The sequence below is a fragment of the Rhizobium sp. Root1334 genome (assembly GCF_001426665.1).
Classification (GTDB): Bacteria; Pseudomonadota; Alphaproteobacteria; order Rhizobiales; family Rhizobiaceae; genus Pararhizobium.
The window spans coordinates 595,219-619,527 of record NZ_LMEY01000001.1; the positions used below are offsets into that span (position 1 = coordinate 595,219).

Genomic DNA, 24,309 nt, shown 5'->3' on the forward strand with positions numbered 1-24,309 from the left:
TAGTAGCGCTTACTTACCGGCGAGCGTCATGCCTTCAATAGCAAGCGTCGGGGCAGCTATGCCGAACTTGCGGTCAATATCGTCGGCAAGCGTGATGGCAAAGAACATCTGCTTGAGATTGGAAGCAATCGTTACCTCCGAGACCGGGAAGGTCAATTCGCCATTCTCGATCCAGAAACCGGATGCACCACGGCTGTATTCGCCGGTCAGCATATTGACGCCCTGACCGATCAGTTCGGTCACATAAAAACCCGTTCCGATGCTGCGGATCAGGTCTTCGCGCGAGATATTGCCGGGTTCCAGCGCAAAGTTGGTCGCAGAAGGGGAGACCGCGGTGCCGCCGCGCACGCCGCGCCCGTTGGTCTCCAGACCCAATTCCCGGCCGGTCGATGTGGACAGGAACCACTGCTGCAGCACGCCATCCTCGATCATCGACAATTTCTGCCCGGTGACACCTTCGCCGTCGAACGGGCGGGACGACGAACCGCGCACCACCAACGGATCATCGGTGACCGTAATCCCGGCCTTCATCACCGGCTTTCCCATCATGTCGCGCAGGAACGAGGTCTTGCGGGCAACCGACGCACCATTGATCGCACCGGCAATGTGTCCGGCAAAACCGCGCGACATGCGCGGATCAAACACGACAGTGACGTTTTTCTGCGTCGGCACCTGGCGCGGACCAATGCGCGCAACTGCCCGTTCGCCAGCCGTGCGGCCGATCTCGGCTGCGGATTTCAGGTCGGCGAAATAAAGGCGGCTGTCGAAGTCGTAGTCGCGCTCCATCTTGGTGCCGTCGCCGGCAATGGCGCTGACGGAACGGCCGAAACGCGTGCCCATATAGGCACCGGAAAAACCATGCGACGTGACCAGTACTAGGCCGCCCATGCCGGCGGAGGCGCCTGCACCGCTGGAGTTGGTAACGCCGCTGACGGCAAGCGCTGCCTCTTCAGCCTCGAGTGCTGCAGCGGTCAACGTTTCCGTCGAGACTTCCGTTGAATCGTAAAGTTCGAGGTCAGGGTAGGATTTTGCCAGCCGCTCGCTGTCTGCAAGGCTTGCATACGGGTCTTCAGGAGAGGCCTTGGCCATCGCCACGGCACGCTCGGCCAAGACCTTGAGATCGAACCCCGGATTGGCAGAAACGCTGGCGACACGACGGCCAACGAAAACCCGCAACGAGAAATCATCACTTTCCGAGGCATCGGTGCCCTCGACCTTGCCGAGGCGAACGGAAACGGACCGTGAGCGTCCCCGGACCACCACGGCATCCGCCTGGTCGGCCCCCGCTTTCAGCGCCAAATCGATGAGCGCTGCCGCCCTTGTCTGCAGAACACCGGAATCGATAATATCGGACATGATTTAGCCTTTCATTCCCGCTCCATTTATTGTGCAGTAGGACCGGCATCAAGGGCATATCCTGATTCTTGATCGCCGCCTCCGGCCAAATGCCGAATTTAGGGCGACTCCTGCCCGCCCAGACACGCCAGAGCTGCAACATGCAGCTGCGCGCCAGGAAAGAACACGTAATGTCGACGACACCCGCCCTTACCTCACAGGCTCTGCTCTTGCTCGGCGGCGCCGTCGCGGCAGCGCCGATCTTCAAGAAACTCGGGCTCGGCACCGTTCTCGGCTATCTTGCGGCCGGTATCATCATCGGCCCGCTGCTCCACCAGATCAGCGATGGCGAGCAGATCCTCGGATTTGCCGAGCTCGGCGTTGTCTTCCTGCTTTTCCTCATCGGACTGGAGCTGAAGCCATCCCGGCTCTGGCAGATGCGGCGCGATATCTTTGGGCTTGGCACCGCACAGGTCCTTGTGACCGGCACCGTGATCTCGGCGATCGTTTTCTGCAGCGGCCTGTTGGACTGGAGCGGCAGCATCATCACCGGTTTCGGACTGGCGCTGTCATCGACGGCCTTTGCGCTGCAGATTCTCGATGAAAAGGGCGATACCAATACGCGCTACGGTCAGCGTGCCTTTTCCGTCCTCCTCTTGCAGGATCTGGCGATCGTGCCGCTTTTGGCACTCATCCCACTGGTCGCGCTACAGGCCCCTGAAGATACGACACCGCCGCTTCAGGATTTCGCCGTAGCCATTGGCGCAATCCTGATCCTGGTCATTGCCGGCCGCTATCTGCTCAACCCACTCTTCCAGGTCATTGCCCGCACCGGGGCGCGCGAAGTCATGATCGCAGCAGCGCTGCTTATCGTCCTGGGGGCCGCCACGCTGATGCAGCTCGCAGGGCTTTCCATGGCGATGGGAGCCTTTCTCGCCGGCGTGCTTCTGGCGGAGTCGTCCTATCGGCATGAGCTCGAAGCCGATATCGAGCCTTTCCGCGGACTGCTGCTCGCCCTGTTTTTCATGGCGGTCGGGCTGTCACTGGACCTGCGTGTCATCACCGGAAACTATGTGCTGATCCTGATCGCCGTCCCCTTGCTGATGCTGGTCAAGGCCGTGGCCATCTATACGCTCTGCCGGATCACTGGCTCGCCGCATAATGATGCCGTGCGCATCGGCCTGCTCCTGCCACAGGGAGGCGAATTCGGTTTCGTGCTGTTCACGGCGGCGGCCACTGCAGGCGTGTTTCCCGACAGCTGGGCCTCGCTCCTGATCGTCGTCGTTACCCTGTCGATGGCGCTGACGCCTGCAGCCTCCGCCTTGGCCGGGCTGCTCATGCAGGATCAGGAAGAAGCAACGGAAGAGCTGGAAGAGGATTTCGACGGCGCCGGTGCCGATGTGCTGATGATCGGGTTTTCCCGCTTCGGCCAGATCGCCTCGCAGATCCTTCTGGCAGGTGGCCGAGAAGTGACAATCATCGATCATTCCGCCGCCCGCGTCCGGCAGGCGGCAACTTTCGGATTCCGCATCTATTTCGGCGATGGAACACGGCTGGACGTGCTGCGCGCGGCCGGGATCGAGCGAGCCAAGATCGTCGCCGTCTGCACCCAGAAACAGGCAATCACCGACAGGATCGTCGATATGGTGCAGGCGGAATATCCGAATGCCCGGATTTACGCACGCGCCTATGACCGGCTGCACACCCTGTCGCTGCGCGCCCGCGGCGTCGATTACGAGTTGCGCGAGACGTTCGAGTCCGGCCTGGTGTTCGGCCGCAAGACGCTGGAAGGATTGGGGATCGCCGACAACGAGGCGCAAGAAATCATGAACGATATTCGCCGTCGCGACGAGGCCCGGCTGGTGGTGCAGGAAGCGGAGGGCATCACCGCCGGGCGCGACATGCTGCATTTCGAACCGGTCAAGCCAGAGCCACTGATCAAGCCGAAGCGCGAGACAGCATCCTCGCTGGCAGCCGATGACGACATCCTGCCGTCAGGCCCTGCCAGCAAGGCAAAGCCTGCAAACGACGCTCTGGCCGGAGCCGATTGATCCGTCTCAGCCCCGGGCTCTCGCGCTGAAGGCGGCATCAAGCGCTGTCTTCAGCTGATCCTTCACCGCAACAGTCGCGGTCAGCACTTCCTGCGCCTTCAAGAAATCCATCACCCGGAAACGGTTGACCTCCGGGCGCAGCAGAATGTGCGGCGGATGCGCCTTCACCTTCATGGCAATGATCGATTGCATCATCAGCTGGCTTGCCCCGAACAGACTGTCGATGCGGCTCGGCATGGTCTCGCCGTCGCCATCCGGGCCGCCGACCACGTCGACGCCAATGACGATATCGGCACGGCCCATCAGGTGATCGAAGGGAACCGGATTGTAGATGCCACCATCGATCATCACACGCCCGTTAATCCGGACGGGCATGAACATGGCCGGGATTGCCGCCGATGCAGCCAGAGCTTGATGAAGATCGCCGCTCTGGCAGACATGTTCCGCCTGCCCGTAATAATCCGTCACGGCAATCTGCAGCGGAATACCGAGTTCGCCAAAGTCTTTCGGGATCGCCTCCGGCAGGAAAGCGGGCAGAATTCTCTCCAGATTGAACTGCCCGAACCGGAAGCCACCGGCCACGGCCTGCGTGAAGCTCGACGGGCGTAGACTCCAGAGGCGGTTGACGATCTCCTTGCGGCGGCCAACGGTCGCAAGCGTATGGTCGCGGATGTCGGCACCTGTGAGGCCCGCCGCCATGCCCGCCCCCATGATCGCCCCAATGGATGAGCCAGCAATGGCAACCGGGCGAATACCGAGTTCGTTCAGCGTTTCGATGACGTGAATATGGGCGAGGCCGCGCGCGCCGCCACCGCCAAAGGCGATGGCAACGGTCGGATCCGCCGATTTTTTCAATGTTTCGAAGCCTTGCGTCATGCTCAGCGTCTTTCCGGTATCACGCGGCGCGGTAACGGTAGAAATGCATCTTGGTTTCGCCGAATAGGCGGTCGTCGATGAAGTCGAACCCAGTCTGCAAGACGGGATGCACATCGGCCCGCTCTTCGAGCACGGCAAGTGCACCCGGCACCAGCCAGCCGCCACTCGCAGCCGACGCAAGTGCCTTTTCTCCGAAGCCCTTGCCATAGGGCGGATCGGCAAACAGGAAATTGAACGGCTCGACGGTGCCGGCCGGACCGAGATCGGTCGCATCGCGACGGAAGACACGTGCCCGACCGGTCAGGCCGAACGCTTCGATATTGGTGCGCAGCAGTCCCCTGCCCTCAGCGCCCATTTCAACGAACAGCGCCTGTCGGCAGCCGCGCGACAGGGCTTCAAGCCCGACCGCGCCAGTGCCGGCAAAGAGATCGAGAACACGGCCGCCGAGCGCTTCCGGATAGGAATGGCTCAGGATGTTGAACAGGCTTTCGCGCGTCCGGTCCGTGGTCGGCCGGATGTCGTTGGAATTGGGCGTTGCGAGCCCGCGCCCGCGAAACTCGCCACCGACGATCCGCACCGGCGCTTAGTTCCCGCGTCCGCGTGGCTTACCACCACCGGCCGGACGGCCCCCCGAAGGCTTGCCGCCGCCCGTGCCGGGCTTGCGCGGACCACCGGTCTTGGCGCCGAACGGCTTTGCGCCACCCGGCTTGCCGCCAAACGATTTTCCACCGGAAGGCCGGTCGCCAGAGGGCTTGCCACCGAACGGACGGTCACCGTCGCGACGCGGCGGGCGGTCGCCCTGGGGACGATCCCCACGCGGTGGACGATCACCGAAATCACGCGGCTTGCGGTCGCCATCCTCACGCGAGAACGACTTTTCGCCAAAGGGCTTGCGCGGGCGGTCGCCTTGCGGGCGATCACCGGCAGGCCGATCGCTTCTGGGCCGGTCGGAGAACGAACGGGCGCCTTCGGCACGCGGTTTGCGAGCACCGAACGGCTTGTCGCCATCGCGACGCGGCGGACGATCCCCCTGAGGACGATCGCCACGCGGGGCGCGGTCGCCAAAACTGCGGCCACCACGATCATCACCACCGGAACGCCTGCGGTCGCTGCCACGGCCTTCATCGCGGCTTGGCTCGTCAGTTGCGCGGATCCAATCGTTGTCGTCGGAATCACGGGTCACGATCACACGCGGGCCACGGTCGGGGCGGTCGTAGACCGACGCCTTCTTGCGGTCCGGATCGAACTTCCTGTTGGACTTGGTCGCGACGCCGTCCTTGTTGCGGCCGTAGCGCTTGCTCGTCGGCGCGCCTTCCGGGCGCTCGCGGCGGACTGGCTTCTCGGCACCATCGGCAGCCTGTGCGTCCTTCGGCTTCTTTTCCGCCAGCGGCTTGGCGCCGGGCGCCATCCAGACATTGGCCTTGCGGGCGCGAAAACCCGGTTCACGCTTCGGCTCGTCGAATTTCGCAGCCGGCGCATCACGTCCGCCACGGTCATTGCGGTCACCACGGCCGCCGCTGCGGTCATCACGCCGTGTTGTATCGAGGCGCGACAGCGCCCGCTCGCGCTTGTCGCCGGCCTTTTCCTTGAAACCACCGCGTTCGCGGGCTTCCGGCTTTCCGGCGGCCCATTCGTTCTTCTGCGGCTTTTCGTCTTCGGCGGCAGCGTCGAAGATCGGTGCATCGAAATTCGCCTTGGCATCCTCGATCAGGCGAGGACCCAGCTGGTCGCGCAGCGTGCGGCCACGGATTTCCTGCGCCTGGCCTTCCGGCAGTTCGCCGAGCTGGAACGGACCGTAGGAAATGCGGATCAACCGGTTCACGTCGAGGCCGAGCGCGCCCATGACGTTCTTGATTTCGCGGTTCTTGCCTTCGCGCAGGCCCATGGTGATCCAGACGTTGGAACCCTGAACCTTGTCGAGCGTCGCATCGATGGCGCCGTAGAGCACGCCGTCGACGGCAATGCCGTCCTTCAGCTTGTCGAGCGCCGCTTGGTCGATCGAACCATGCGCGCGGACGCGGTAGCGGCGCAGCCAGCCAGTGGCGGGCAGTTCGAGAACACGAGCCAGACCGCCATCATTGGTGAGCAGCAGCAGGCCTTCGGTGTTGATGTCGAGACGGCCGATGGACAGGACGCGCGGCAGGTCTTCCGGCAAGTTGTCAAAAACCGTCGGGCGGCCTTCCGGATCGGAATTGGTGGTCACCAGGCCAGACGGCTTGTGATAGAGCCAGAGGCGAGTGCGTTCGATGCCGCGGATCGGCTGGCCATCCACTTCAATGTGATCGGCGAGCGTCGCGTTGACGACCGGGCTGTCGAGCAGCTTGCCGTTCAGCGAAACGCGGCCTTCCATGATCATGCGCTCGATATCGCGGCGCGAGGCCACGCCAGCGCGCGCCATGATCTTGGAAATACGCTGCGGCACATCGGCGCCGACGGTTTCTGCCGCCGCCGGCCGTGGCTTGCGCGGCTTTTCCGTTTCGTTCGTTTCGCCCGAATGATCGGCAGCGGTCTTGCGCGCGCCGGTATGGGGCTTCTTGTCGGACCGTACGGGCTTGCCGCCAGGCCGCTGGGGCTTGTCTTTGAATGTCATTTGTGTTGCCTGCCTTTTGGGCTGTCCTATCAGGTCACGGCCCTTGGGTTAAGAGAAATTATCACGGGTCTTAACGATGGCTGAAACGAGCCGGTTTATGGATTTGGCCTTGGAAGAAGCCAGAATGGCGGCGGCGCGTGGCGAAGTGCCGGTCGGCGCCGTCCTTGTCGTCAATGGCGCGGTCATCGCCAGCGCCGGAAACCGCACGCGCGAGCGCAACGATGTCACCGCGCATGCCGAAATCGAAGTGATCCGCGCGGCAGCAGGCGCCATCGGGGCAGAACGGCTGAACGGTGCCGATCTCTACGTCACGCTGGAGCCCTGCACCATGTGCGCGGCAGCGATTTCGTTTGCCCGTCTGCGCCGGGTATATTATGGCGCCGAAGATCCGAAGGGCGGCGGCGTCGACAATGGCGTCCGCTTCTTCCATCAACCGACCTGCCATCATGCGCCGGATGTGTATTCCGGTCTTTCCGGTCAGAGTGCGGCAGATATCCTCAGGGCGTTCTTTGCCGGAAGACGCTAAACAGCCAAACAGGAAATCCTATCCGGCAGCAAAGCTTTCAAGAGCCGCGCCGGACAGGCGATAGCGTGTCCATTCCGACAGCGGCTCGGCGCCGATTGCCTCATAGGCCTTGATCGCCGGCTCGTTCCAGTCGAGCACGCTCCACTCGAAGCGGCCGCATCCCTTCTCGACCGCGATCTGCGCCAGATAGCGCAGCATCGTGCGCCCGGCGCCCGATCCGCGCTGGTCCGGCGTGATATACAGGTCTTCGAGATAAAGCCCGTTGCGCGCCAGCCATGTGGAATAGCTGAAGAACCACACGGCGAAACCGACGGGAACGCCATCGCGCTCGCAGATCGCCGCATGCGAAACGGAATTTTCGCCGAACAGCGAAGAGGTGACCGACTGAACGGTCGCCTCGACCTCGTGGCCGGCCTTCTCGTAGATTGCCAATTCGGTGATGAAACGCAGGATCGTGCCTGCGTCGTCAGGTGTGGCCGCGCGGATCTTGAACATGCCGGATCAGAAAACCTGGTACCACTTCTTGCCGCTGCCCTTGATCGCGGCTTCCTTCTTGCGGCGGCGCTCCTTGACCTGTTCCGGCTCGCCCAGATCCGCCGTCGCCTCTTCCGGCAGCTTGCGGTATTCGAGCGGCGGGTCGCTGAGGAACCGGCGCTTGTCGGCATAGGCGCCCATCTGGATCTTGCGGGCCTCGCGATAGGCCTGTGTCTGCTCGCTCTTGGTCAAGGCCCGACCGTTGGCACTCGCCTTGGCCAGCGGCGAAACGTAGTTCGGATTATCGGCATTGGCGTCGGCTTCCTCGCGCAGACGCTGGCGCGTGTCTTCCGGCGATTCGAGCCACTGCGGATTGTCTTTGGTCGCCAGGTTTTGCTGCGGCTGCACGAGTTGCGCCGTTTCGCTCGAGGGCGGCAACACCAGGCCGGGGCGCGGCTGATACTTGACGTTGTTGGGATTGGACGGCGCGATGCTGACTGCACTGCCAAGGTCATCGACCAGATGCTCGCCGGCGGTCTTGTCCGTGCCGTAGGTCGGGCCGCCGATGCAGCCGGTCAAGACAAAGCTGCCGGTTACAATGCCGAACAGGCCGGCATACAGTCGAAACTCTCGCGTCATTCCCATGAAAACCCTTCCAGCGGTGCCGGCACGATCGATACTTGAGCGGCATTGCTGCGCCCATGACGGATAAATCCGCCGATTTTCAGGCAGGTTTACCGGATGAACCGCAATTACGCAATTCATCCGGTAAACAATCCCTTAAGAAGCGTATCCGAGCTCGCGAAGCGCAATGGCATCGCGGGCGGAGACATCGGGGAATGCCGGATCGGAGCCGACATCGGCCGTGATGCGCCAGGACCGGGCGCATTTGACGCCTTCGGCAAGCACGGGCTCGACGCTGACTGATGCCAGATCGCCAAGCGAGAAGGCGCCGGCCGGTCCCATGCCCGCAACGATGGTGACGCCGGAAGTGATGCAGATTTCTGCAAAATCCTGACCATCCAATGCCTGCATCAGATCCGCATCGGCAACGTGCACCACCGGGGCCGCTTCCAGCGAAGAGCCGATCCGCTTGTCGCGGCGCTCGATTTCCAGAGCACCGGTGACGGCGCGGCGAACGTCGCGGATCTTCTTCCACTTCTCGGCCAGAGCCTCGTCGCGCCACTCGGCCGGCACGATCGGGAACTGTTCCAGATGCACGGAGACCGCAGACGGATCACGCGACAACCAGGCCTCTTCCGTGGTGAAGGGCAGCATCGGCGCAAGCCAGGTCACGAGGCACTCGAACAGCTTGCGGATGACCGCAAGCGAGGCACGGCGACGCAGGCTCGACGGCGCGTCGCAATAGAGCGCGTCCTTGCGGATATCGAAGTAGAAGGCCGAGAGCTCGACATTCGAGAAGTCGATCAGCGCGCGGGCGATCTTCTTGAAGTCGAAGGCGTCGTAGCCCTCGCGTACCAACTGGTCGAGTTCGGCCAGGCGATGCAGCATCAGGCGTTCGAGTTCGGGCATGTCAGCGAGAGCGATCTCCTCGCCCTTGTCATGGGCGAGCGTGCCGAGCATCCAGCGGATGGTGTTGCGTAGCTTGCGGTACGCATCGACATTGGTCTGGATGATCGTCTTGCCGAGACGCTGGTCCTCCCAATAATCCGTGGTCATGACCCAGAGACGCAGGATATCGGCGCCAGAATCCTTCATCACGTCCTGCGGCGAGACGACGTTGCCAAGCGACTTCGACATCTTCTGGCCCTTTTCGTCCATGGTGAAGCCATGGGTGATGACCGTATCGTAGGGCGCGCGGCCGCGGGTGGCGGCGGATTCGAGCAGCGAGGAATGGAACCAGCCGCGATGCTGGTCGGAACCTTCCAGATAGACGTCCGCCGGCCATTTCAGGTCCGGGCGGTCTTCCAGCGTGAAGGTGTGGGTCGAGCCACTGTCAAACCAGACGTCAAGGATGTCCATGACCTGTGTCCACTTGGATGCGTCATGCTTGTTGCCGAGGAAACGCTCCTTGGCACCGGCGGCAAACCAGGCATCCGCACCTTCGGCATCGAAGGCCTCGAGGATGCGGGCATTGACCTCGGCATCCTGCAGGACATTGCCTTCTTCGTCGGCAAAGACGCAGATCGGCACGCCCCAGGCGCGCTGACGCGACAGAACCCAGTCCGGGCGCTGTTCGATCATGGCGCGCAGGCGGTTCTGGCCGGCAGCCGGCACGAAACGGGTGTCGTCGATCGCGGTCAGGGCGCGGGTGCGCAGCGTCGTGCCGTCCGTCAGGTCCTTGTCCATATAGACGAACCACTGCGGCGTATTGCGGAAGATGATCGGCTTCTTGGAGCGCCAGCTGTGCGGATACTGGTGCTTCAGGCGGCCGCGGGCAAACAGCGCGTTGCGCTCGATCAGCGCCTTGATGACGCGGTCGTTGGCATCACCCTTCTTGCCGTTGTCGTCCATGACGCGGGCGCCCTCAAAACCGGGAGCGTCGGCGGTGTAGGTGCCCGAGTCATCGACCGGGAACGGGATGCGCGTGTCGATGCCACGGGCTTCGAGTTCCTTGACGCCCGACATCCAGGCCTCGAAGTCTTCGCGGCCGTGCGACGGCGCGGTGTGGACGAAGCCAGTACCGGCATCGTCAGTGACGTGATCACCTGGGAGGAGTGGGACGACGAAGTCGTAGCCGAGATCCTTGAGTGGGTGGGCAGCCGTGAGACCCGCAAGATCGTCTGCCGACACGTCGAGCAGACGCTTGAACGTCAGCTTGGACTTGGCGGCGGATTCGTCTGCAAGCGCATCGGCGAAGATCAGCTTCTCGCCCGGACGCGGACCAAAGTCGTTCTCGGCAGCCGTCACTTCGTACAGGCCATAGGAGACCTTCGGCGAATAGGCGACGGCGCGGTTGCCCGGGATCGTCCAGGGCGTAGTCGTCCAGATGACAACATGGGCGCCGACGAGAGCCGGCGCACCGGCAGCCACCGGGAACTTCACCCAGATCGCATCGCTCTCATATTCATGATACTCGACCTCGGCTTCCGCCAGCGCCGTGCGCTCGACAACCGACCACATGATCGGCTTAGAGCCTCGGTAGAGCTGGCCGCTCATGGCGATCTTCAGGAGTTCGCCGGCGATGCGGCTTTCCGCGTGAAAATTCATCGTCAGGTACGGATTGTCGAAATCGCCGATGATGCCGAGGCGCTTGAACTCGTCGCCCTGGATCTTGATCCATTTTTCAGCGTAGGCGCGGCATTCCTTGCGGAACTCGATCATCGCGTCCGGCTGCTTCAGGTCTGGCTTGGCCTTGCCCTTGGCCCGGTAGTTTTCCTCTTCGATCTTCCACTCGATCGGCAGACCGTGGCAATCCCAGCCCGGAACATAGTTACTATCATAGCCGCGCATCTGGAACGAGCGGGTGATGACGTCTTTCAGGATCTTGTTCAGCGCGTGGCCGATGTGGATGTTGCCGTTGGCATAGGGAGGGCCGTCATGCAGGACGAACTTTTCGCGGCCAGCGGCGGAAGCCCGCAGCTTCTTGTAGAGGTCCATCTCACGCCAGCGGGCAACCGTTTCCGGCTCCTTCTGCGGCAGGCCGGCGCGCATCGGAAATTCGGTTTCCGGCAGATAGAGGGTCTTGGAATAATCGAGCTTTTCAACGGTATCGGTCATGGTTTCAGCAATCATATCTGGGCGCGTGTCGCCGCGCGTGCGAACGGGATATCATAAGGGAAACGGTGGCGTTCAGGCCGAACGCCGAAAACCCGGACCTTCCGGCTGCAGTCAGAGCGCTCAGAAGGCCGGGCCAATAATTCGCTGATCACGTATCAATCGACGATATCGGGTCATGGTGGCCGGTTGTTTAAGCGGTTTTTGCGCGAAAAGGAAGATGACAACGGCAAAGTTTCAAAGAACGATATGGTTCATTGTGATGAAACGTAATTTCCACTGCATTATATGATATTGGATCAGATAGCGCATCGCCGATAGCAAGGTCGAAACGGGAGCAACAGATGGTCAAGCGGACATTTTTTGTAAAGGCGGTCTGGGACCCTGAGGCAATGGTGTTTTATTCGGAAAGCGACATCGAAGGTTTCCACATCGAAGCCACCACGATCGACGAGTTCGAAGAGATTATTTTCGGTACGGCGATCGACCTGATTGTGGCGAACCATATCAGCCTGCCCGACCTTGCCGGAACGCCGTTACGTGACCTCATTCCAGCCATTCTCTGGCAGAGACCAGCGTTTCCGGTGGCGGCATAATGGTGCAAGGATACTACAGGCTGGTCTGTGATATCCTCCTTGCCCTCGGCTACGAATATCTAACAAATGCCAAAGGCTCACACGAGAAATGGCAATCGCGTGCCACCGGTAAAATGGTGCTCGTTCCGCGAAATTTGAAAAGCCGCCATACTGCGAACGCCATTCTCAAGACTGCGGGATCCGACCGCAAGCTTTGATACGGCCTCACTGGAAGCGACGAAGCGAACCGTATCGGACAAATCGGATAAGCTGACTCAGTCCTTCGGATTCGCCTGCATTGCGGCGCGCAGTGCATCGTTGATGCGGTCCTGCCAGCCGGGGCCATCGTCCTGGAAATAATGCAACACGGCGCTGTCGAGCTTGATCGACACCAGTTCCTTGGTTTCCGGCAGAGCGCGCTTTTCGACGGCTGGTGCCGGTGCCTTCTTGGCCGGTTTGAACAGGGCCTCTGCAGCATCCATGGCGCTGACGGGCCGGCGGGGCGTGGTAGCCATCGGCATTATCCTTTAGGAATTGGCATCCGGACCGAATGCGATTTTGCTGTCGATCACACTGAGCGGCTTGACGCCGGAAAGCAAGGCGCGGGCTTCCGCATCATCCTGCTTCATCTGCACCACCAGCGGATCGAGACCATCGAACTTCAGCTCATCGCGCAGATGGCCGAAGAAGGAGACCGAACAGATTTCACCATAGAGATCGCCGGAGAAATCGAAGACGAAGGTTTCGAGCAGGGCAATGCCGTCGCTATCGACCGTCGGGCGCTTGCCGAAGCTCGCCACACCATCATGAAGGCTGCCATCGGCGCGGCGGAAGCGCACGGCGTAGATACCGTTGCGCAATTCAACTTCCGGCGGCAGCTGCATGTTGGCGGTGGGATAACCCAGCGTGCGGCCAAGCTTCTTGCCGCCGATGACTTCCGCTTCCACCGTATAGCGGTAGCCGAGCAGACCGGCCGCCTGGGTGACATCGCCCTCGCCCAGCAATCCGCGAATATGGCTGGAGGAGATCACCGAGGCGTTCTCATCCCGAAACGCATCGACCAGCGTCACGCCAAAGCCGTTTTCGCCACCGGCAGCCATGAGGAAGGCAGGGCCGCCTTCCCTGCCCTTGCCGAAATGGAAATCGAAACCGGTGACCACATGGCTCGCATGCAGCCAGTCCATCAGGATGGAGCGGATGAAATCGGATGCGGACAGCTGCGAGAACGTCTTGTCGAACGGATATTCGATGACGGCGGAAAAACCCATGCCTTCAAGGATGCGTGCCTTCAGCGGTGCCGGCGTCAGCCGGAATACCGGCTGGTCCGGCCGGAAGACGCTGCGGGGATGCGGCTCGAAGGTGAGAACCAGCGCCGGAACGCCCCGCGCCTGCGCTTCTTCCAGCGCCCGGTTCAGAACCGATTGATGACCACGATGCACGCCATCGAAATTACCGATGGCGATGACGCCGCCGCGCAGCGCTTCGGGAAGAGGTTCGCGGGTCTCGTTGCGATGAAAAACTGTCATGTCCGTTCGCCAGTCGTCTCTCGTGCGGGCCGATCGCGCCAATCCGTCAAGCCAGTCTCGGCATCCACCATTTTGGCGTGACGCCTTCGTTTTTCAAGAATGCCGTCAGCTTGGATTCGTCGGTCTTTTCACCGGTCATATATTCGGCGGCGTGAATGCCCGCGCTGATATAAAGGACGTCGAGACCGAAATCCTGCGCGCCCTTGACATCCGTCGGCATGCCGTCACCAATCGCGATCACCCGTGACAGGTCGAGCCCGCCGCGCGCGGCCTTGGCTTCCGTCAGGGACGCCCGGTAAATCGGCACATAAGGTTTTCCGGAAATCCGGGTTTCGCCGCCAAGTTCTTCGTAAACCTTGGCAATGGCGCCAGCGCACGGAATGAGCTTGTGGCCACGCTCCACCACCAGATCCGGATTGGCGCAGATGAACGGCACCTTGCGCCTGGCAAGGCCGGTCAGCGTTGCGCGGTAATCCTCGGCAGTCTCGCTTTCGTCGTCAAAAAAGCCGGCGCAGACAATGATCTCGGCCTCCTCGGAGGAAACCATGCTGACGCCCAGGCCTTCGAGCAGCGGCAGGTCCTTTTCGGCGCCGATGAAATAGATCTTCTTCGGGCCGGCCGAAATCAGTGCGCGGGTGACATCGCCTGACGTGACGATCCGGTCATAGGCGCTGTCCGGCACGCCAAGGCCGCGGATCTGGACGATGACGCCGGGATGCGGGCGGGGCGAGTTGGTGATCAACACGACGGTCAGCCCCTTGGCGCGCGCTTCCGTCAGCGCCACGCAGGCGCCTTTGAACGCCTCGACGCCATTGTGCAGCACGCCCCAGACATCGCAGAGCACGACGTCATAACGGCTGGCAATGTCGCGAAAACTGTTGATCCGAACGGCCATGCTGGCTTCCCGCAGAAAAGAAATGGTCGGGCTGACATCGCAGGCAGACGTTAAAAACACAAGTCTCCATGGGAAAAATGGCGGCGGAATTCCAAGGTTTCCGGCGCGCAACGGGATCGAACCACTAAAATCCGCGGATCAGCCAACCGGCGGCCGCGCAGAGGACAAGCGTTGTCACGACGCCGCGCTTGAAGAAAAACAGCAGCGCGGCTGCCAGAAGTGCCAGGCAGAAGGACGGTAGCTGGAAGGTCTGCCAGACGGGGAGCGGCATGGAAACAGGCCCTGCAGCAAAGCGCTCCACGCTGGAAAAGAGAACGTGCAGACCGAACCAGATGGCCAGATTGAGGATAACGCCGGTGACCGCTGCCGAAATGGCCGCCAGCGCGCCGGACAAAGCCCTGTTGTTGCGCAAGGCCTCGACATAAGGAGCGCCCAGAAAAATCCAGAGGAAACAGGGCACGAAAGTCACCCATGTGGCGAGCGTCGCCCCGAGCAGGCCGGACATAAGCGGATCGAGCCCGAGCGGTGCACGGAAGGCCGCCATGAAGCCGACGAAGGACAGTACCAGCACCAACGGTCCCGGCGTAGTTTCGGCCAACGCCAGACCATCCAGCATCTCGCCGGGCTTGAGCCAATGATAGGTCTCGACCGCCTGCTGCGCGACATAGGCAAGAACCGCATAGGCCCCACCGAAGGTCACCACGGCCATCTTGGAGAAGAACAGCCCGATGGCGCTGTAAACGGTGTCAAATCCAAGCATCACACCGATGACGGCGAACGGCGCGATCCACAGCGCCAGCCAGGTGGCAAGAAGCTGAAACGTGCGGCCCCAGCTTGAAGCACCATCGGGAAAGCTGCTGTCGATGACCGACGGTTTATCGGCAAGTATCTGCTTTGCCGCCGCCGCCATGGCTTTTTCGCCAGTTGCGGGCTGCAGGCGCGTGGCAAGATATCCGGCAATGCCGGCCGCCAGCACGACAAGCGGGAATGGCAGATCAAAAAAGAACAGGGCTGCGAAGGCGAACGCTGCAACGATGAGCGCAAAGCGGGTTTTGAGCGCGCGGCGGCCGACGCGGATGACCGCCTCGACGACGATGGCCAGCACCGCCGCCTTCAGCCCGAAGAACAGGCTTGTCAGCCAGTCGGTCTCATGAAACAGCGCATAGGCCGACGACAAGCCGAGGATGACGAAAAAGCCCGGCAAAATGAACAGCAACCCGGCAACGATGCCACCGCGTGTGCCGTGCAGCAGCCAGCCGATATAGGTGGCAAGCTGCTGCGCCTCCGGCCCCGGCAGGAGCATGCAGAAATTCAGCGCATGCAGGAACCGGCTCTCGGAGATCCAGCGGCGTTCCTCCACCAACTCCCTATGCATCAATGCGATCTGCCCGGCCGGGCCGCCAAAACTGAGCAAACCGATCTTCGCCCAGACTTTGGTGGCTTCGCCGAATGTCGGATGCGATGGCGGCAGGATGACGGTTACCGCCTCATTCATGGCCTTTGGCCTTCTTCGCGATGTGCTGCACCCATTCGTGCTTTTCCTGTGTGGCGTCGCGCGCCCAGCGATAGAAGGCATCGTAGAGCGTCATGCCCGCTTCCAGCTGTTCCAGATCGTCGGCGAACATCCGCGAGAAACCGAGCGACGCCGCGAGCAGTCCGGCGGCTTCGGAAACCAGATCGAGCCTGTCGGTGTCGGCGGCGCGGACGATCAGGGCGAGATGCTGAAGTGCCGGAAATGCCAGACCAAATTCCTTGACCATCGTATCGAAGGTGCAGTTCTCTCCCCTGTGGCTCCAGAAGACATTTTCCACATCAAACGGTGTTGCATCGAAACGATCTGCTACGGCCTCAACCTCAGGGGCAGCGACAAAGAGGAATGTCGCGGCCGGATCGACGAAGCGGCGAATCAGCCACGGGCAAGCAATACGATCGATCTTGGGGCGAGAGCGCGTGACCCAGACTGTTCCGCCATTCGTGTTTTCACCCGGTAGGGCAGCGACTGGAACGAGCGGCAGGCGAGCAGCCTGCCAGGCTTCGAATCCGCCTTCCAGCGTCTCTGCCGTGGCACCGGCATTTCTGAGCCATGCAGCGACGCCTTCGGAGAGCTTCTTACCCTTCTGGCAAATCACAACCACCCAGCGACCGCGATAATCCGCCCCCCATCGCCGCACGTCGGCGTAAGGACGCCGGAAAGACGATGGGACAAGAAACGGCTGGGCGGCGAAGTCTTCATCGTCGCGCACATCTATGACGACCGGCCCTTTGGCCGTGCCGATCAGGCGGGCAAGTTTTTCGGTGGAAATAGCGTTATACGAGGCCATGGTTTACGTCCTTTTCGTGGGATTGGACGCGAAGTGATGGCATGACGCCTCGTGGGGCAGTTCGCAGACCCCATGCGCAAGTTAGACAAAAAAGCGGAAACCAAGTCAACCATATTTCCCGATGCAAAGAATCTTGCCGGGCCGTTCTTGACTCACCTCGATGCCGTCCTTATCTCCAAGCCGCTAGCACTCAAGCAATAGGAGTGCTAACATCCATCCATCGGATCGCAAAGACGGTCCGTGAAGTCATTTGATCGAGGGATTAGACAATGACAAGCACCAATTTCCGCCCGCTACATGACCGCGTCGTTGTACGTCGCGTCGAGTCTGAAGCCAAGACCAAGGGCGGCATCATCATTCCGGATACCGCCAAGGAAAAGCCGCAGGAAGGCGAAATCGTCGCTGTTGGCACCGGTACCCGTGACGACAAGGGCACGCTCATCGCGCTCGACGTCAAGGCTGGCGATCGCGTTCTGTTCGGCAAGTGGTCGGGCACCGAAGTCAAGCTCAACGGCGAAGACCTTCTGATCATGAAGGAAGCCGACATCATGGGCATCATCGGCTGATTTAGCCGGTTCCCGCCTTTTCACTTTCCATAAAACCAATTGGGCACCAGCCCGGGAGTTTTTAACATGGCAGCCAAAGAAATTAAGTTCGGCCGTACCGCGCGCGAAAAGATGCTGCGCGGCGTCGACATCCTCGCAGACGCAGTGAAGGTAACGCTGGGTCCTAAGGGCCGCAACGTCATCATCGACAAGTCCTTCGGCGCACCGCGCATCACCAAGGACGGCGTTTCCGTCGCCAAGGAAATCGAACTTGAAGACAAGTTCGAGAACATGGGCGCGCAGATGGTCCGTGAAGTTGCTTCGAAGACCAACGACATCGCCGGCGACGGCACCACGACTGCTACCGTTCTTGCGCAGGCCATCGTTCGCGAAGGCGGCAAGGCCGTTGCAGCCGGCATGAACCCGATGGACCTGAAGCGCGGCATCGACCTCGCAGTCGCAGCCATCGTCAAGGACCTCGTTGCCAAGGCAAAGAAGATCAGCACTTCGGACGAAGTGGCCCAGGTCGGCACGATCTCCGCCAACGGCGAAAAGGAAATCGGCCAGTACATCGCTGAAGCGATGCAGAAGGTCGGCAATGAAGGCGTCATCACGGTTGAAGAAGCCAAGACCGCCGAAACCGAACTCGAAGTCGTCGAAGGCATGCAGTTCGACCGCGGCTACCTCTCGCCCTACTTCGTGACCAACCCGGAAAAGATGGTTGCCGAACTGGAAGACGCTTACATCCTTCTCCATGAGAAGAAGCTCTCCAACCTGCAGGCGATGCTTCCGGTTCTCGAAGCCGTCGTTCAGACCGGCAAGCCGCTCCTCATCATCTCGGAAGACGTTGAAGGCGAAGCTCTTGCTACGCTGGTCGTCAACAAGCTGCGTGGCGGCCTGAAGATCGCTGCCGTCAAGGCTCCTGGCTTCGGCGATCGCCGCAAGGCCATGCTCGAAGACATCGCGATCCTGACCGGTGGCCAGGTCATCTCCGAAGACATCGGCATCAAGCTGGAAAACGTCACGCTCGAAATGCTCGGCCGTGCGAAGAAGGTTTCGATCTCGAAGGAAAACACCACGATCGTCGACGGTTCCGGCAAGAAGGCTGAAATCGAAGGCCGCGTTGCCCAGATCAAGGGCCAGATCGAAGAAACCACTTCGGACTACGACCGCGAAAAGCTGCAGGAACGCCTTGCCAAGCTCGCTGGTGGCGTTGCCGTCATCCGCGTCGGCGGTGCGACTGAAATCGAAGTCAAGGAAAAGAAGGACCGTATCGACGACGCGCTCAACGCAACGCGCGCCGCTGTTCAGGAAGGTATCGTTCCTGGCGGTGGTACGGCTCTGCTCCGCGCCTCGATCGTTCTCGACCTCAAGGGCGCAAACGACGATCAGACCGCCGGTATCAGCATCATCCGCAAGGCACTTCAGTCGCTGGTTCGCCAGATCGCTGAAAACGCAGGCGACGAAGGCTCGATCATCGTTGGCAAGATCCTCGAAAGCAACACCGACAACTTCGGCTACAACGCCCAGACCGGCGAATTTGGCGACATGATCGCCATGGGTATCGTCGATCCGGTCAAGGTTGTCCGTACGGCTCTGCAGAACGCAGCTTCGGTTGCCTCGCTGCTGATCACCACGGAAGCCATGATTGCCGAACTGCCGAAGAAGGAAGCTGCCGGCGGCGGCATGCCTGACATGGGCGGCATGGGTGGCATGGGCGGCATGATGTAATAAGGCGTTTGCCTTATTACCAATGACGACCATCGATCTTTCCGGGTTTCCGGATTGAGAAGGGGCAGGCCGCAAGGTCTGCCCTTTTTTCGTTCGCACCAAACAGAGTTGCGGACGACATCACGCCCCTCCCCTCAGGCGCATTGCACGAACCTCAATATCATGCTCTGATTGTACGGTGACCGAACCGGTGCAATCGGGAATATTTATCTCGGATCACAAAATATTTCTCAAAAGACCATTGAAGCCAGAGAAAAAGCAATTATAACAACGCTCCAAGTGAACCCCAGATTCACAGGGATCAAGAACTTGGACGAATTGACGATAAAGAAGTTCAATTTTTCCGCATTAACTGTCTGCCCAACATTGTTTTGATTCCAGACCGCAATGCCTATAGATTTTCCTTGCCTACAATTTGTTTTGTCTTGCCGGTACACACGCCCAAGACCTGAAAATTGAGTTTTCTATCTTTCTCAGTAAACTACGCCTCGTCATGTATTTGTCGTGTCGTCTAATTCTGTTGAAAAATGGAAGCTGTTTCTTGTGAACACTTACGGGAACGGACGAATGAATTTCGGATTTTGTGAATATACCGGGGTCAGCCTTGTTTAAAATTGCAAGAACAGGCCTTTCACAGCCCCGGGGCGCTGATTCTTTTGCCCGTGGCGAAAGCGAGCTGGATATGCTCGTTCAATTCTGCTCTTCCGAAGGTTGGTCCGGCGACTTGTCGAACGGCCTGTTCCGTCTCGGCGAAAATGCAGCTGCCATGCACGGCCTCAATCAGGCCGAATGCGGCCTGCTCAATCTGATCCGCTGCTATGACAGCGCCGACCGCAATCACGTGCTGGCGCTTTTCGAGCAGGCGGCCACGACCTCGTCGTCCTTCTGCTTTTCGACGACGATCATCCTGGCGTCCGGCCAGAAACAGCCGGTTTTCTGCATTGGCGAATCCACCGGACTGGAACAGCGCTATTCAGGCTCGATCCTCGGCGTGTTCTTCTTCCCGCGCTTCCAGCTGGAAGCACGCAGACACGTTTTCACCCACCATCAATAACCGGCAACAAACGCCGGGAGATTACGGCAGCAGCGTCTTCAGATCGGTCAGCGGGTCTTCGAGAAGGGCCCGGTCGGGCGTCAGGCCGAGATCGAGCAGCTTCTTGCCGGTGACATAGGCTTTCGCGTCGTTGAGCGCATCGACGGCCACCAGCTTGCCCGCCGTGAAATACCAGACCGAAATGCTGCCCTCGCGCTGTCCCTTGCGCACCACCGTCTCGTCATGACCCTGGCCAAAGCCGGCGATCTGCAGCTTCACGTCATACTGATCCGACCAGAACCACGGCTTCGGCGCATAGGGCGCCTCGCCGCCAGCCAGCAGTGCGGCCACCGCTTCGGCCTGATCGACGGCGTTCTGGACGGATTCCAGCCGGATCCGCATGTCTTTCCACGGCAGCACAGCACAATCGCCCATCGCATGGATGGCCGGGTCAGATGTCCGCCCGAAGCAATCGACGACAATACCGTTGGCCACTTCGAGATCGGCGCCGTGAGCCAGCGCATCATTGGCCGTCACGCCGATACCGACAATCACCAGGTCAACCGGAATGGTCGAGCCATCCGTCAGTTCCGCCGCTGTCACCCGGCCACTGGTGCCGACCAAGCGGACGAGGCCAGTGCCTTCGCGGATATCAACGCCGCGCGATGTATGGATGTCCTTGACGAGATAGGAGGTGGCAACGGAGGCAACCCGCTGCAGGATACGATCGGCCATTTCGATGACGGTCACATCAAGCCCGCTCGAGCGCGCCACGGCGGCTGCTTCGAGGCCGATATAACCACCGCCGATGATCAGCGCGCGTTTGCCGGGCTTCATCTCATCGGCAAGGCGATCGGCATCAGTAAAATCGCGCACCACGAAGACACCGTCGAGATCTCCGCCAACACTGGCAGGCAGTTTGCGCGGGGTCGAGCCGGTGGCGAGCGCCAGCACGTCATAGTCCAGCATCGAGCCATCGCTGAGAGTGACGGTCTTGGCAGGCCGGTCAATCGCCGTGACCGACGTGGATAGGCGGATATCGATGTTGTGTTCGGCGTACCAGCTTTCCGGCCGGTAGAGCAGCCGGTCCAGATCCATTTCGCGCAGCAGGTATTTCTTCGACAGAGGCGGGCGTTGATAGGGATGGCTTGCTTCCGCCGCGACGATCGTGATCGGACGCTCGTCCTTCAAGGCCCGCAATTTGGCCACCAACGCAAAGGCGGCCTGACCGCCGCCAACCACAACAAGTCTACCTGTCACGTGTGTTCACCCGTCGAAAATGCTTCTTTTCCCAAGACGTAGCCTGTCCGCCCGAGTGCCGTCAACTCGGACGGACGGCAGCATTTGACGCGATCAGTCGCGCTTGGGGATCTCCATGCCCTTCTGTGCCGCCGGACGGGCAAGGCCGCGATCGACCCATGCCATGACATTCGGGAAACTCTTGTATTCCAGCACGTCGGCGCCGCCGTAGAACTTGCGGGCACCTTCGATCCACGGATAGGTGGCGATATCGGCGATGGTGTACTGATCGCCCATCAGCCACTGACGGCCTTCAAGACGCGTCTCCAGAATGCCGAGAAGCCGCTTGGCCTCATCGCGGTAGCGCTCCATCGGATAGGAATTGTTGGCGACCTTATCGGCTGCGAATTTGAAGAAATGGCCGAACTGGCCGAACATCGGCCCGACGCCGCCCATCTGGAACATCACCCATGCGAGCGTCTCGTAACGTCCGGCCGCATCGGCCGGAATGAGCTTGCCGGTCTTTTCGGCGAGATAGACGAGAATGGCGCCGGATTCGAACAGACCGATCGGCTTTCCGTCCGGACCATTCGGATCGATGATCGCCGGAATGCGGCCATTCGGGTTGAGCGAAACGAATTCCGGTGATTTCTGATCGTTGGTGCCGAAGGAAATCAGATGGGGTTCGTACGCCAGGCCGAGTTCTTCCAGAGCGATGGAAACCTTCACCCCGTTGGGCGTCGGCAACGAGTAGAGCTGAATGATATCAGGGTTTTGGGCGGGCCAGCGGGTGGTGATCGGAAAAGCACTGAGGTCGGCCATGCGGAACTCCTTGTGGTGGGAGTTCGAACATAGGACAGATGTGTCCAGAATGTTAGACTGCCGCATGCATTTGGCCGGAGGTTTTTTAGGACCTGCCCATACATGGCCCTGACGCGCAGGCCTCAGGCGAGCGCGCCGTTTACCGCATCAATGATCTTTGCCACCAGGGGATCACCCGTATGCTCGGCCTTGCGTGCCCGCACCAGGCAGGCCTGCGACCGCAGGATGATGCCATCCGACAGGATCTTCAGATGGTTGGCCTTCAGCGTCGAGCCGGTCGAGGTGATATCGACGATGATATCGGCCGAACCGGAGGCCGGTGCACCTTCTGTAGCGCCGAGGCTTTCGACGATGCGGTAGAGCTGTATCCCATGCTGCGACGAGAAGAACTGCTGGGTCAGGCGCCAGTATTTGGTGGCGATCGCCAAGCGGCGGCCATGACGGGCACGAAAGTCAGCAGCGACATCGCCAAGATCGGCCATGGTATCGACATCGAGCCAGATTTCCGGCACGGCAACGACGACATCGGCATGGCCGAAGCCGAGCCGGGCGCAGAATTCAACGCGCGCATCGGCCTCCGACAGACCCTCGCGGATCAGATCTTCGCCGGTGACGCCGAAATCGATCGAGCCGCTGCCGATTTCGCGGGAAATTTCCGACGCAGAAAGAAAGGCGATCTCGACGTCATCAAGGCCTTCGACACGGCCGCGATAGGAGCGATCGTTGCCGACGGCGACGATCTTCAGGCCCGCTTTTTCGAAGATGGCGGAGGCATCGTCCTTCATCCGGCCCTTGGAGGGCAAGGCTATGGTGATCATCAGTGCTCTCCCCTCACCGCCTCGATCCGGTCGAGCCACAGCGAGAAGCCGACGGCCGGGATGTTTTCCTCGGCACCGAGCAGCGTCAGCATGCCGTCATAGCGGCCGCCACCAGCCAGTACCCGGTGATCGTTGCGCAAGGTGACCTCGAAGACGAGGCCGGTGTAATAATCGAGCGGACGGCCGAAGGCGGCCCGCCAGGTGATATCCGCCAGCTTGACGCCGGCAGCGGTGAAGGCCGCGACGCGGGCATCGAAACGATCGACGGCAGCCTGCAGCGGCAGTCCAGTGCTCTTGGCGAAATCGGCAAGTACACCCGGCGCGTAGCGCAGGCTGACATCGAGCGACAGGAATTCCCGGAGCACATCGAGCTTGCCGGGATCGAGCGAAGTGCCGGCCAGCGCCAGCTTTTCCTTCAACCGGAAGGCTATTTCCTTCGGTGAGCGGCTGGCATTGGTGAGATAGCCGGTCGCCTCCATCACACCGTCGATATGGGCAACGAGACCTTGCTCATCCCCCTTGGCGAGCAGCGCTTCGACCTCGGCGCCAAGGCCGGCAACCTGCTCGGGCTTTGCCAGCCGCAGCATCAGGGCTTCCAGCTGCGTCTGCTCGCCGAAGGCACGGATCAGGCGTTTCTGCCAGCCGCCGGGCAGGCCGAGCGCTGCGACGACCGCTTCGAACATCGCCTGATCACCCATGGTGACGGCAAACGGCCGCTCTGGCAGAAGCCGGCCGAGGATCGTCACGGCATCGGCCACAGCGCGAGCATCGGCGCTCGCCGCATCGCGGGTACCGAGATCCTCGATGCCAGCCTGATAAAACTCGCTGCCGCCTTCGCGGCGCTGGCGGAAGACTTCGCCGAGATAGGAATAACGCTTCGGTGTCCCGGTCGCGGTTTCGATATGGCGCATGCAGACGGGAATGGTGAATTCCGGGCGCAGGCACAGGTTTTCGCCGGTCTCGCTCTGGGTGAGGAAGATACGGCGGCGCAGATCCTCCCCGGCCATGTCGAGGAAGGGTTCGGCCGGCTGGATAACGGGGGTGTCGACACGCAGCGTTCCCAGCCGCTCGAAATCGGCCAGAAGGTCAGCGGCGAAGGCTGGGAGGTTGATCAGGGGCATGGGAAACTCGCAACGCAGGTGGGTGCGGGAATGCCCCTCCCCAACCCTCCCCACAAGGGGGAGGGAGTTAATTTGCTGAACCGACCGTTCTGCATATCCAAAACTCTGGGAATGACAGCTCGCAAGCCGTCACCTAGCTTCGCTCTCGATGGC

Annotated in this window: 22 protein-coding genes; 6 read left to right on the forward strand and 16 right to left on the reverse strand. The window is 61.0% G+C overall.

Features of this window, described 5'->3' with window-relative positions; genetic code table 11:
* Nucleotides 1-9: 9 nt before the first annotated feature.
* Nucleotides 10-1,356, reverse strand: coding sequence for a TldD/PmbA family protein (locus ASD36_RS02900; RefSeq protein ID WP_060504757.1), 1,347 nt, complete (start codon nt 1,354-1,356; stop codon nt 10-12).
* Between the two features lie 170 nt (nt 1,357-1,526).
* Between ASD36_RS02900 and ASD36_RS02905 the strand changes: the two genes are divergently transcribed.
* Entirely contained in the window at nt 1,527-3,386 is a 1,860-nt protein-coding gene (locus ASD36_RS02905) for a monovalent cation:proton antiporter-2 (CPA2) family protein (RefSeq protein WP_060508735.1), read from the forward strand.
* Between the two features lie 6 nt (nt 3,387-3,392).
* On the opposite strand, the gene ASD36_RS02910 is transcribed toward ASD36_RS02905, so the two are convergent.
* Genes ASD36_RS02910 through ASD36_RS02920 form a run of 3 tightly spaced genes read right to left on the reverse strand, consistent with a single transcriptional unit; the run spans nt 3,393 to nt 6,852 of the window.
* On the reverse strand, nt 3,393-4,262 hold the full coding sequence (locus ASD36_RS02910; protein ID WP_060504755.1) for a patatin-like phospholipase family protein: 870 nt from the start codon (nt 4,260-4,262) through the stop codon (nt 3,393-3,395).
* A gap of 19 nt (nt 4,263-4,281) precedes the next feature.
* Entirely contained in the window at nt 4,282-4,839 is a 558-nt protein-coding gene (rsmD, locus tag ASD36_RS02915; RefSeq protein WP_060504754.1) for a 16S rRNA (guanine(966)-N(2))-methyltransferase RsmD, read from the reverse strand.
* Nucleotides 4,840-4,845: 6 nt separating this feature from the next.
* A complete protein-coding gene (locus ASD36_RS02920) occupies nt 4,846-6,852 on the reverse strand; it encodes a pseudouridine synthase (protein WP_060504753.1) in 2,007 nt (668 codons plus the stop codon).
* A gap of 76 nt (nt 6,853-6,928) precedes the next feature.
* On the opposite strand from ASD36_RS02920, the gene ASD36_RS02925 reads away from it, so the two are divergent.
* Nucleotides 6,929-7,378, forward strand: coding sequence for a nucleoside deaminase (locus ASD36_RS02925; RefSeq protein ID WP_060504752.1), 450 nt, complete (start codon nt 6,929-6,931; stop codon nt 7,376-7,378).
* 18 nt (nt 7,379-7,396) lie between these two features.
* On the opposite strand, the gene ASD36_RS02930 is transcribed toward ASD36_RS02925, so the two are convergent.
* The 3 genes from ASD36_RS02930 to ileS all read right to left on the reverse strand — a co-directional run bounded on the left by ASD36_RS02930 (nt 7,397) and on the right by ileS (nt 11,533).
* Nucleotides 7,397-7,873: a GNAT family N-acetyltransferase gene (locus ASD36_RS02930; RefSeq protein WP_060504751.1), complete on the reverse strand. Its 477-nt coding sequence runs from the start codon at nt 7,871-7,873 to the stop codon at nt 7,397-7,399.
* A 6-nt stretch (nt 7,874-7,879) separates the two neighbouring features.
* Entirely contained in the window at nt 7,880-8,497 is a 618-nt protein-coding gene (locus ASD36_RS02935; RefSeq protein ID WP_060504750.1) for a hypothetical protein, read from the reverse strand.
* 135 nt (nt 8,498-8,632) lie between these two features.
* Nucleotides 8,633-11,533 (reverse strand): isoleucine--tRNA ligase, encoded by a 2,901-nt coding sequence (ileS, locus tag ASD36_RS02940; RefSeq protein WP_060504884.1) that lies wholly within the window; start codon nt 11,531-11,533, stop codon nt 8,633-8,635.
* A 341-nt stretch (nt 11,534-11,874) separates the two neighbouring features.
* Here ileS and ASD36_RS02945 point away from each other — a divergent pair, with 341 nt between their 5' ends.
* Complete coding sequence (locus ASD36_RS02945; protein WP_060504749.1) at nt 11,875-12,126, forward strand: DUF1902 domain-containing protein; 252 nt, start codon at nt 11,875-11,877, stop codon at nt 12,124-12,126.
* Between the two features lie 254 nt (nt 12,127-12,380).
* Here the strand turns inward: ASD36_RS02945 and ASD36_RS02955 are convergent, their stop codons facing one another.
* The 5 genes from ASD36_RS02955 to ASD36_RS02975 all read right to left on the reverse strand — a co-directional run bounded on the left by ASD36_RS02955 (nt 12,381) and on the right by ASD36_RS02975 (nt 16,847).
* Entirely contained in the window at nt 12,381-12,620 is a 240-nt protein-coding gene (locus ASD36_RS02955) for a BrnA antitoxin family protein (protein ID WP_060504747.1), read from the reverse strand.
* 12 nt (nt 12,621-12,632) lie between these two features.
* On the reverse strand, nt 12,633-13,631 hold the full coding sequence (locus ASD36_RS02960) for a bifunctional riboflavin kinase/FAD synthetase (protein WP_060504746.1): 999 nt from the start codon (nt 13,629-13,631) through the stop codon (nt 12,633-12,635).
* Nucleotides 13,632-13,677: 46 nt separating this feature from the next.
* Nucleotides 13,678-14,526, reverse strand: coding sequence for a TIGR01459 family HAD-type hydrolase (locus ASD36_RS02965; protein WP_060504745.1), 849 nt, complete (start codon nt 14,524-14,526; stop codon nt 13,678-13,680).
* 124 nt (nt 14,527-14,650) lie between these two features.
* The gene (chrA, locus tag ASD36_RS02970) at nt 14,651-16,021 is read right to left on the reverse strand and encodes a chromate efflux transporter (RefSeq protein WP_060504744.1); all 1,371 of its coding nucleotides are present in this window, start codon (nt 16,019-16,021) and stop codon (nt 14,651-14,653) included.
* Nucleotides 16,014-16,847 carry a sulfurtransferase/chromate resistance protein gene (locus tag ASD36_RS02975; RefSeq protein WP_060504743.1) on the reverse strand — a complete coding sequence of 278 codons (834 nt, stop codon included), beginning with the start codon at nt 16,845-16,847 and terminating at the stop codon, nt 16,014-16,016. Before ASD36_RS02975 ends, chrA begins: the two co-directional genes overlap by 8 nt.
* A 269-nt stretch (nt 16,848-17,116) precedes the next feature.
* Here ASD36_RS02975 and groES point away from each other — a divergent pair, with 269 nt between their 5' ends.
* From groES to ASD36_RS02990, 3 genes are all read left to right on the forward strand, one after another.
* Nucleotides 17,117-17,413, forward strand: coding sequence for a co-chaperone GroES (gene groES, locus ASD36_RS02980; RefSeq protein ID WP_037105991.1), 297 nt, complete (start codon nt 17,117-17,119; stop codon nt 17,411-17,413).
* A 66-nt stretch (nt 17,414-17,479) separates the two neighbouring features.
* Nucleotides 17,480-19,123, forward strand: a complete 1,644-nt coding sequence (gene groL, locus ASD36_RS02985) for a chaperonin GroEL (protein ID WP_060504742.1) — start codon at nt 17,480-17,482, stop codon at nt 19,121-19,123.
* Nucleotides 19,124-19,727: 604 nt separating this feature from the next.
* On the forward strand, nt 19,728-20,177 hold the full coding sequence (locus tag ASD36_RS02990; RefSeq protein ID WP_060504741.1) for a hypothetical protein: 450 nt from the start codon (nt 19,728-19,730) through the stop codon (nt 20,175-20,177).
* A 21-nt stretch (nt 20,178-20,198) separates the two neighbouring features.
* Here the strand turns inward: ASD36_RS02990 and ASD36_RS02995 are convergent, their stop codons facing one another.
* The 4 genes from ASD36_RS02995 to ASD36_RS03010 form a co-directional block, all read right to left on the reverse strand.
* Nucleotides 20,199-21,416 carry an FAD-dependent oxidoreductase gene (locus tag ASD36_RS02995; RefSeq protein WP_060504740.1) on the reverse strand — a complete coding sequence of 406 codons (1,218 nt, stop codon included), beginning with the start codon at nt 21,414-21,416 and terminating at the stop codon, nt 20,199-20,201.
* Between the two features lie 93 nt (nt 21,417-21,509).
* Entirely contained in the window at nt 21,510-22,217 is a 708-nt protein-coding gene (locus tag ASD36_RS03000; RefSeq protein WP_060504739.1) for a glutathione binding-like protein, read from the reverse strand.
* Nucleotides 22,218-22,339: 122 nt separating this feature from the next.
* The gene (hisG, locus tag ASD36_RS03005) at nt 22,340-23,038 is read right to left on the reverse strand and encodes an ATP phosphoribosyltransferase (RefSeq protein WP_060504883.1); all 699 of its coding nucleotides are present in this window, start codon (nt 23,036-23,038) and stop codon (nt 22,340-22,342) included.
* Nucleotides 23,035-24,156 (reverse strand): ATP phosphoribosyltransferase regulatory subunit, encoded by a 1,122-nt coding sequence (locus ASD36_RS03010; protein WP_060504738.1) that lies wholly within the window; start codon nt 24,154-24,156, stop codon nt 23,035-23,037. Before ASD36_RS03010 ends, hisG begins: the two co-directional genes overlap by 4 nt.
* Between the last annotated feature and the right edge of the window lie 153 nt (nt 24,157-24,309).